Origin of the sequence: Chloroflexus sp. (assembly GCF_034435895.1) — a bacterium.
In the GTDB taxonomy this organism is placed as follows: Bacteria; Chloroflexota; Chloroflexia; order Chloroflexales; family Chloroflexaceae; genus Chloroflexus.
This window is the reverse complement of the sequence record NZ_DAOTWH010000240.1, coordinates 1-7,989: the sequence shown is the minus strand read 5'-3', so window position 1 is coordinate 7,989 and position 7,989 is coordinate 1. Positions and strand designations below refer to the sequence as shown.

The following is a 7,989-nucleotide window of genomic DNA, read 5'->3' as shown; positions in this document are numbered from 1 at the left end:
CGCGCTCGGCGGCGTCGGGGTCGCGGCCCGATAATGCGCTGCGCAATTCGGCGGCTAGCTCGCGGCCCAGTTCACTCAACTCGCGGCCCAGCTCGCGGCCCAGTTCACCCAACTCTTGCCCCAATTGCGCGCCGATGCTGCTGAACGAACCCGGTTGGGCGGGGCCTTTGATGACCAAATCGCCACCCACGACGAGGCGCAGGCTGGCCGCGCCATTGCCGTAGCGCAGCTCGACCTCTTGGCCGGGGAACGATGGCTGCGCGCCGGCCCCGCTAATCTCGCCGCCTACTACTGCCGTCAGCGCCAGATCGGGCGTTTCGGGGAGATGGATCGTGGCATCACCACCCACTTGGGCCCGGATAACGCTGCCGGCGTTCAGATTGGCGCGCAACGACAGATCGCCTCCTACTGCGTTGATGCTCAGGTTTCCGCCGGCTTGCTTGATCGTACAATCACCGCCGACATTGCCAATCGCCAGATCGCCGGTCACGCCGGCCAGCTTGCAGTCGCCGCCGATGGTGCCGATCTGTCCGCCGGCCAGTTTACCAATCTCGACATCGCCAGCGACCGTCTCGATACGCAATTGATCGATCTGCGCATCTTCGGTATCGACATCACCGCTTACCGACAAACACTGCAACGCGCGCGCTTGCCCGCTCACCGTCAGATCGCCGTTCACCCGCTCGATCTGCAGATGGGCGGCGCCGGTGGTGGCAATCTCGACATCGCCGGTGATCGTGCCGGCCACCAATTGCTCGCTGATCCCGCTAGCGGTTAGATCGCCAGCGAGGCGCTGCACTGCCATGCTCAGCACATTGCGCGCGGTGACATCGCCGGCCATGCTGGCAAGCTGAGCCACCGGTACATCGGCCAGCGTGACATCGCCGTGAATATCAGCCGCCACCGCCAATTCGGCCACCGCGGTCGCGGTGACATCGCCGGCCAGATAGCCAATTGCAGCATGCTCGGTAATCTGGCGCAACGTCAAGTCGCCGCTCAGCCGATCCACCTTCACCCGGCGCAGGTTCATCACTCGCACATCGCCATCACATACCGAAATGCGTACTTCAGCGGCGGCGGGCACGGCCAACTGCATATCACTATCGCATGGGCCGATGACCAATCCCGTTTCGCCAATCTGCACTGTCACCGGCTCATCCGCCTGCCATTCAATCGCTGGCTCATCCCAACCGCGAATCGTGAGATCACCCTCGACCGGTTGAAGCGTGATCGTGATTGGCCCCTCGACCGGAATCCGTTCTTTCATCGTTGTACTCCTGAGCTACACACTAGCTCGCTATTCGACGACAATTTCGATCCGTTCGCCCTCTTCCAAATCCTGCCATTCGAGCAGTAGACCGGTGGTTCCCCGCTCAACGCTGCGGATCAGCTCTTCGAGGGCACTGCCGCTTAGTTGGGGCGCCAGCCGCGCGCCAAGGCGCAGACCGACGTTGATCAGGCTGACCGGGATCGCCACCGAGGCTTTAAGGCGTTGCGAGGCCAGATCGGTCACGCGCACCCGCACCAAGCGGGCATGGCTGCGTTCGAGCGGGCGCGGGTCGGCGCTAAGGGCATCGAGCAGGCGGGCGGCTTCGGCAGCCGAAAGCTGGCCCCCTTCAACCATCTGCAAAATCCGGTGGCGTTCTTCATTTGCGCTGTTCATCGCCAACTCCCTTCAGCAAGCGCAGCGCCTCTTCGACCGAAATCTCGCGGGCGGCGAGGCGGTCGAGAATCTGGCGGCGATCGACGCGCGGTTCGTGTTCGGGCGGGCCGCCGAGCAGAGCGACGATCTCATCAAGGCGGGCGCGGGCGGTGTTGTAGGCAATGTCGAGCTCGGCGGCGAGGCGCTGGATATTGCCGCGATTCTTGACCAGCAACTCCACAAACGCCAACTGTTCAGGCGAGAGCCGGCCAATCCAGCCGAGGCTAAAGCGGCCTTCGATCACGATCCCGCTGCTTGGCGACTCGAGCCGGGTCACGATCAACTCGCCGCCAGTAATGGGATCACGGGTGAGAAGCGGGTGCATAGGGGTCTCCTTAAGTGTCATGCGAATATTACTGGATGGCTGCCTTCCCGCTTTGGCTTAAGGGGAGGCCAGAAATCGCTGTGCGATACCTCACCGCTCGGCGCTGCGCTCTCCTCTCCCGCGCCAGTGGGAGCGGGGCTGGGGGTGAGGGCTGGCAGCCCGCGCAGCGGGCTGCGTAACCCTAGCCCGGCCCTTTAGAGCAGGGTTCCAGATTGGATGTTCTGCCCGCCCTTGGCCCCGCGCCAGTGGGAGCGGGGCTGGGGATGAGGGTGAAGGTTCATCGCAAAGCCATAACCTGTATCTGTGCTCATACGTTCTGTCCTTCCTTGCACCTCATTGGGCGAGGGCCGGATGCTTTAGTGCGGGCGAGTCAGGAGAGCGACGCTTTGGACGGTGATCACGAGCTGTCTCGATCACTCAAACACTTTTTGGGCATAGGTGAGGCGGTTGGGGCGGCGATCGACGGCGTAGCGCAACAGGCGCTGGCCGAGCCGGATCAAGAGCCAGCCGATCCAGCGCGCTAGGCGGCGGGCGAAGCGCGGGCGCGGGTACAGCCGGGTTTGGGCGGCCTCGGCGATCCGCTCGTTGATTGTGCGTGGTATCAGCGCTTCGTGATGATAGAGATCGCGCATCATCATCACACCTCCTAAATTCACCATTTATTTGGTGATAATTGCCAATGCGATTGAAATATTATCAGCTAGAATGGCGATTGTCAATAGCTTTCTGGTTAATCTTGGTATTTGATCAAACGTTTCTTGATAAGTCGGGTCGTGGTATGATACCGACTATGACTGCACGATCGACTCACCACAACCTATGGGCAGCGCGCGCCGGCGATCTAGCGCTGGCGCTGATCTGCCTGCTCGGCGCGATCGCGTTTCTCTACCCCTTTGCCATGGGGCGAGCCGAAACCGGGTTTGGCCAAGCGCATGCCGCTACTGCGCCGATCTTCTTCGCTCTGCTGGGGCCGGCATTATTGGCGCTCCTGATTGCCGAGCTGAGCGCCGGACGGCTCAATACCCGCATCCTTGCCGTCTTGGGGGTGCTGACCGGCGTGGTGGCGGTGCTGCGTTTGCCGGCAGGGCCGGCGGATTCGCCTACCTTCTTCTTCCTCATCATCCTCGCCGGTTACGTCTACGGCGCGCGCTTCGGTTTCCTGCTCGGCGCGCTGGCGCTGCTGGTCTCGGCCCTGCTCACCGGCGGGGTCGGGCCGTGGTTGCCGTTTCAGATGTTTGTCACTGGTTGGATGGGGATGAGCACCGGTCTGCTCGCGCCGCTGGGCCGGCGTCTGCGACCGGGAGGGTGGGGCGAGATCGGCCTGCTGGCCGGCTTCGGCTACATATGGGGGTTTCTGTTTGGCGCGCTCATGAACCTCTGGTTCTGGCCGTTTGCGCCTCCCGGCGAACTCGGCTGGACGCCGGGCAGCGGCTTGGTGGCGACGATCCGCCAGTACGCTATTTTCTACGCCGTGACCTCGCTGGCGTGGGATGCCGTGCGCGCGTTTGGCAACGCGGTCTTGATCGCGCTGTTGGGGCGACTCGTCCTCAAAGAGCTGCGCCGGTTTCGCAACCGGTTTTGGTTTACGGTGGCGGAAGATGCGGCGGCATAGCCGGTCAGGGTTGGTTTTGCACACCTATGTGTCATTGCGAGCCGAGCGGTAGGGGCAGAGCCGCGCTCTGCCCGCCGCGAGGCGAAGCAATCTCCTCCGATCACGGGAAACGTCCGCTCAGGCACTCCTTTCACCAAAGCAGGAGCTTGCTGCGGGGTCTGCGCCCCCTCGCAATGACAGAGGGGCTGGTCAGTGCGCGCCGCCAGCGGGAGAGCTGGGAGGATCATCCCTTTCCAAAACCTCTGCGCCCTCTGCGGTAAAAACCCCTCTGCGCCAAAAACAACCCCTCCACTGCATCATGCAGCGGAGGGGCGCAAGGAGGAGAGGTAGTTTCGCGTTACTTGGCCAGCGCGCCGCTCACGCTGCTGCCCGCCGGCGTCCCAGCCAGATCGGGGTACGCCACCATCCCGTGCTCGCCGATATCGAGACCAGCCTCTTCCTCTTCCTTGCTCACGCGCAGACCGATCGTCGCCTTGATAGCGAAGAACATCAGCGCCGCCGTCGCCACCGTCCAGAACCCAATCGCCACCACGCCGACGAACTGCGAGATGAGCAGGGTCAAGCCGCCGCCGTAGAACAGACCAGTGGTGCCGGTGTTGCCGGGGATCGAGGCGAAGAGACCAACCGCCAGCGTACCCCAGATGCCATTAACCAAGTGGACCGGCACGGCCCCGACCGGATCGTCGATCTTCAGCTTCTCGAGCAGTTCCGCCGAGAAGACCACAACCGGGCCAGCGATGAAACCGATGATAATGGACGAGAGCGGATCGACGTAGGCGCAGCCAGCGGTAATCGCCACCAAGCCACCCAGCACGCCGTTGAGGGTCTGGCCCAGATCGGGCTTGCCGTAGCGCAGCCACGCGGTGAAGAGCGCACCCAACGCACCAGCCGCCGCCGCCAGATTGGTCGTCACCGCCACCATCGCCACCGCATCGGCATCACTCTGCGACGCAATCGCCAATTGCGAACCGGGGTTGAAGCCGAACCAGCCCAGCCAGAGGATGAAGGTGCCCAGCGCAGCCAGCGACATATTGTGGCCAGGGATTGCGCGCGGCTTGCCATCGGGGCCGAAGCGGCCAAGGCGGGGGCCAAGGATCATCGCACCCACCAGCGAGGCCCAGCCGCCGACGCTATGCACCACCGTGCTGCCGGCAAAGTCGGTAAAGCCCCAGTTGCCTTCGGTGCTGCCGCTATAGGTGTTCAGCCAGCCTGCACCGCTCCAGACCCAGTGGACAACGACCGGATAGATGAAGAGCGAGATAATGAAGCTGTAGACCAAGTAAGCCGTGAACTTCGTGCGCTCGGCCATCGCGCCAGCGACGATCGTGGCCGCCGTACCGGCGAAAACCACTTGGAAGAACCAGCTCGCCAGCACTGGCACTTCACCCTCGGCAGTAACGTGCGACAGGAAGAATTGGTCGGTGCCGATGAAGCCACCTGCCGAAGTGCCGTAGGCAACACCCCAACCCACCGCCCAGAAGGCGATCGAGCACATCACGAAGTCCATCAGGTTTTTGAACAGAATATTCGTCGTATTCTTCGAGCGGGTGAGGCCAGCGGTCAACATTGCAAATCCGGCCTGCATAAAGAAGACCAATGCCGCAGCAATGAATAAGAAGAAGGTGTTCATTGCAACGGCCAACTCTGCAGTAGTGGGACCTTCTTGAGCAAAGGCGCGCCCGCTGCCGATCAACCAGAGACCAAGGCCAAGACCTAGACCGAGACCGATCTTTGTGTGCCATGCAAGCTTCATAAGAGCAGCTCCTTAACCATAGAATGTTTTAGCGATTGCATGTAGCGCATGGATGAATGTAACCCATGCGTTTAGATAAAATGCACAAACCATCCGCCTCTGCCTCGTCGCAGGCCAAATAAGCTTCATCGCGAGCGCAAGTAGCATAATGCCGTTGCTATGGACTTGTGAACATGGAACAGTGGTAGTAAATGAATGAGACCCTGAAAGCTTCCTCGTCCATGCGCACGCGGTTCATGCTGCAACGCCGCAGATGATGCCCGCGCACCGCGCGCTCACCCCCTTGCAATCATCGCCTCGTGGCGCTCACTAACTTGTGCAATCATTGACGTTGGTATGATAACAGCCCTCTTCTAGCCTGCCAATAGATAGGATTTCCAATATTGAGGTGGAAGAGATTGGATTGTTTGTACAAACCGTCTGAGACGAACACGGTTTTGCACATCGGTAAAAATTTGGTATAATCAATATTCAAAGCTGGTACGGATCTGGTACGTGCGAGCGCTCCCCCGCTGAGCATTCCCTCGGTCGAGTTCGGACGCAACGCAGCCCCACGCACCGGCCACCTAAACCCTTCGTTGTTCTGCTAGAGGAGTAGCGAGCCATGAGCTTCGCAGACAAGACCCTGACCTGTCGGGATTGCGGGATGGATTTCGTGTTTACAGCGGGAGAGCAGCAGTTTTACGCTGCCAAAGGCTTTACCAACGAGCCGGTGCGTTGCCCGTCGTGCCGCAAGGCGCGCAAGTCGCAGGTGAGTGAAGCTCCCGAACGGGGCCGTGCCAGCCACGCGGCGCCGGTTGCCCGCGAGCGGGTGAATTATCGGGTGATGTGCGCTAGTTGCGGCCAAGAGACAACGGTTCCGTTCGTGCCCCGCGGTACCAAGCCGGTCTACTGCAGCTCGTGCTTTAACCGGATGCGCGGCGATTCGCGTGTAATGTATTAATCTGCAGCTACCTCACCCCTTGCCCCGCTCCCCACTGCCGGGAGCGGGGTTTTGTGATTTCTATTACGAAGACTGCGGTAGCTTAGTTGCCGCACGCTCCATAATGCCGCGTTCGGTCAGCCGGGTGTGTCGTTCGCTTCCCCGCTCTCTGCATGTTCGAGGGCGGATAACCGTTGATCGCGGTGCAATGCCTCAACGCTTGGCTCTGTGCTCCCCTCTCCCGCGCTAATGGGAGAGGGGCTGAGGGTGAGGGTGAAACGACTCATCGCAAAGCCATCAACCACATCTACGTTCATACGTTCTGCCCGCCCTTGAACGCCAGTGGGAGAGGGGCCGGGGGTGAGGTAAAACAACGCATCCCAAAACCATCAACCGTATCTGCGCTCATGGGTTCTGCCCATCCTTGAACTCTGCACGAGGGAGCAAGGTTTATTTTACCCCTGCCCATTGTCTGATCTGGGTATAGACTGCCGTAGCCGGACGGCCTTCCCGTGCAATTTACCCCTGTGTTTGACAAAATATGTTCAAGCTATTGACAAAGGTTTTGCATTCGTGGTATATTACTTACCGGTCGGTAAGAATTGATGAGATTGGTCTTGTGAAATGGCAGAACTCAACCTCGCGCTCGATCCGCGCATCAGTGACAGTCCGACGGCGCTGCGCATTCTCGATGTGGCAGCCCAACTCTTTATGCAGCGCGGCTACCGGGCCGTTTCGATTAACGACATTATTCAAGCCGCTGGGGTGACGAAGCCGACCCTCTACTACTACTTCGGCGACAAAGAAGATCTCTTTGTGCAAATGGGTTTGCGCGTGCTCGAGACGATGCGCCAGCCGTTAGCCGAAATCGCCGCTGCTGACCGGCCTTTGGTCGAGCGGTTGCAGGCGATGGCAACACTGCTGATTACCGGCTACGAAGGTGATATGCGCATGATGCGCCACGAGATGATGGAGCATCTCGGCGAATCGGCCCGCGCTCGCCTGAGCGCCGCGTTCTATCAGCACTTGTTTGCGCCGTTGACATCGGTGATGCACGAGGCGAGCACCATTGGCTTAGTGCGCGCCGATTTGGCTCCGGCAGTGCTGGCGATGCTCTTTCTCAGTCTGTGCGAGACCTTTCACGAATTGACGCCGGCCCACCCGATGCTGCGTTGGACTGGCGCCGTTTCACCGGCCCTTTTGGTTGATCTGTTTCTGCACGGCGCTGGCACGCAGGCCGCGCCCAAGTCTTCAACAGGGATGGCATAATTTATGAGCACCTTACCGCAGTCGCGTCCTCGGATCAGATTTCCCCGCCTTTCGTTGCCAGTGTTGATCGCTGCCGGTTTGTTGATCGCGGTGATCGCAACCGTGGTCGTTCGTTTTGTTTCAACCTCTCCTGTCGATCCGCTGGCCGGCGTGACGGTTGCCCCCGTCACCCGCGGTGATTTGCGCTTGACCGTCAATGCGACCGGTTCCGTTGAGCCGAATCAGACGGCTGAGCTGAGTTTGACCCTGCCCGGCCGGGTGCAAGAGGTGTTGGTGACGGTTGGCCAAACAGTGGCCGCCGGTGATCCGTTGCTCCGGCTGGATGATCGCCAGTTGCGCGCCGATGTAGCGGCTGCCGAGGCGGCGGTGGCGCTGGCCCAAGCCGATGTGCAAGCCCTGCGCGAGC

General features: G+C 60.8%; 9 protein-coding genes. 4 read left to right on the top strand and 5 right to left on the bottom strand.

Translation table 11 applies throughout. From position 1 onward, the window contains the following. The 4 genes from U9R81_RS14050 to U9R81_RS14035 form a co-directional block, all read right to left on the bottom strand. On the bottom strand, nucleotides 1–1,267 hold a 1,267-nt coding region (locus tag U9R81_RS14050), incomplete at its 3' end, for a DUF4097 family beta strand repeat-containing protein (protein WP_322496062.1). Nucleotides 1,268–1,297: 30 nt separating this feature from the next. Further along, nucleotides 1,298–1,663 (bottom strand): SHOCT-like domain-containing protein, encoded by a 366-nt coding sequence (locus U9R81_RS14045; RefSeq protein ID WP_322496061.1) that lies wholly within the window; start codon nucleotides 1,661–1,663, stop codon nucleotides 1,298–1,300. After that, nucleotides 1,647–2,027, bottom strand: a complete 381-nt coding sequence (locus tag U9R81_RS14040; protein ID WP_066784031.1) for a DUF2089 domain-containing protein — start codon at nucleotides 2,025–2,027, stop codon at nucleotides 1,647–1,649. Before U9R81_RS14040 ends, U9R81_RS14045 begins: the two co-directional genes overlap by 17 nt. Nucleotides 2,028–2,440: 413 nt before the next feature. Next, the gene (locus tag U9R81_RS14035) at nucleotides 2,441–2,665 is read right to left on the bottom strand and encodes a hypothetical protein (RefSeq protein WP_322496060.1); all 225 of its coding nucleotides are present in this window, start codon (nucleotides 2,663–2,665) and stop codon (nucleotides 2,441–2,443) included. A gap of 152 nt (nucleotides 2,666–2,817) precedes the next feature. Between U9R81_RS14035 and U9R81_RS14030 the strand changes: the two genes are divergently transcribed. Beyond that, entirely contained in the window at nucleotides 2,818–3,639 is an 822-nt protein-coding gene (locus U9R81_RS14030; RefSeq protein ID WP_322496059.1) for an ECF transporter S component, read from the top strand. A 337-nt stretch (nucleotides 3,640–3,976) separates the two neighbouring features. Here U9R81_RS14030 and U9R81_RS14025 read toward each other — a convergent pair whose 3' ends face one another. Next, the gene (locus tag U9R81_RS14025; protein WP_322496058.1) at nucleotides 3,977–5,392 is read right to left on the bottom strand and encodes an ammonium transporter; all 1,416 of its coding nucleotides are present in this window, start codon (nucleotides 5,390–5,392) and stop codon (nucleotides 3,977–3,979) included. A gap of 604 nt (nucleotides 5,393–5,996) precedes the next feature. Here U9R81_RS14025 and U9R81_RS14020 point away from each other — a divergent pair. The 3 genes from U9R81_RS14020 to U9R81_RS14010 form a co-directional block, all read left to right on the top strand. Continuing rightward, nucleotides 5,997–6,335: a zinc-ribbon domain containing protein gene (locus U9R81_RS14020; RefSeq protein ID WP_322496057.1), complete on the top strand. Its 339-nt coding sequence runs from the start codon at nucleotides 5,997–5,999 to the stop codon at nucleotides 6,333–6,335. A 603-nt stretch (nucleotides 6,336–6,938) separates the two neighbouring features. Then, the gene (locus U9R81_RS14015; protein ID WP_322496056.1) at nucleotides 6,939–7,583 is read left to right on the top strand and encodes a TetR/AcrR family transcriptional regulator; all 645 of its coding nucleotides are present in this window, start codon (nucleotides 6,939–6,941) and stop codon (nucleotides 7,581–7,583) included. A gap of 3 nt (nucleotides 7,584–7,586) precedes the next feature. Then, nucleotides 7,587–7,989: biotin/lipoyl-binding protein (locus tag U9R81_RS14010; protein ID WP_322496055.1), on the top strand; the 403-nt coding region annotated here is incomplete at its 3' end.

Excerpts from the sequence above, each read along its gene's own strand:
- U9R81_RS14045 (WP_322496061.1), bottom strand. The coding sequence starts at position 1,663 with ATGAACAGCGCAAATGAAGAACGCCACCGGATTTTGCAGATGGTTGAA.
- U9R81_RS14040 (WP_066784031.1), bottom strand. The coding sequence starts at position 2,027 with ATGCACCCGCTTCTCACCCGTGATCCCATTACTGGCGGCGAGTTGATC.
- U9R81_RS14035 (WP_322496060.1), bottom strand. The coding sequence starts at position 2,665 with ATGATGATGCGCGATCTCTATCATCACGAAGCGCTGATACCACGCACA.
- U9R81_RS14030 (WP_322496059.1), top strand. The coding sequence starts at position 2,818 with ATGACTGCACGATCGACTCACCACAACCTATGGGCAGCGCGCGCCGGC.
- U9R81_RS14025 (WP_322496058.1), bottom strand. The coding sequence starts at position 5,392 with ATGAAGCTTGCATGGCACACAAAGATCGGTCTCGGTCTAGGTCTTGGC.
- U9R81_RS14020 (WP_322496057.1), top strand. The coding sequence starts at position 5,997 with ATGAGCTTCGCAGACAAGACCCTGACCTGTCGGGATTGCGGGATGGAT.
- U9R81_RS14015 (WP_322496056.1), top strand. The coding sequence starts at position 6,939 with ATGGCAGAACTCAACCTCGCGCTCGATCCGCGCATCAGTGACAGTCCG.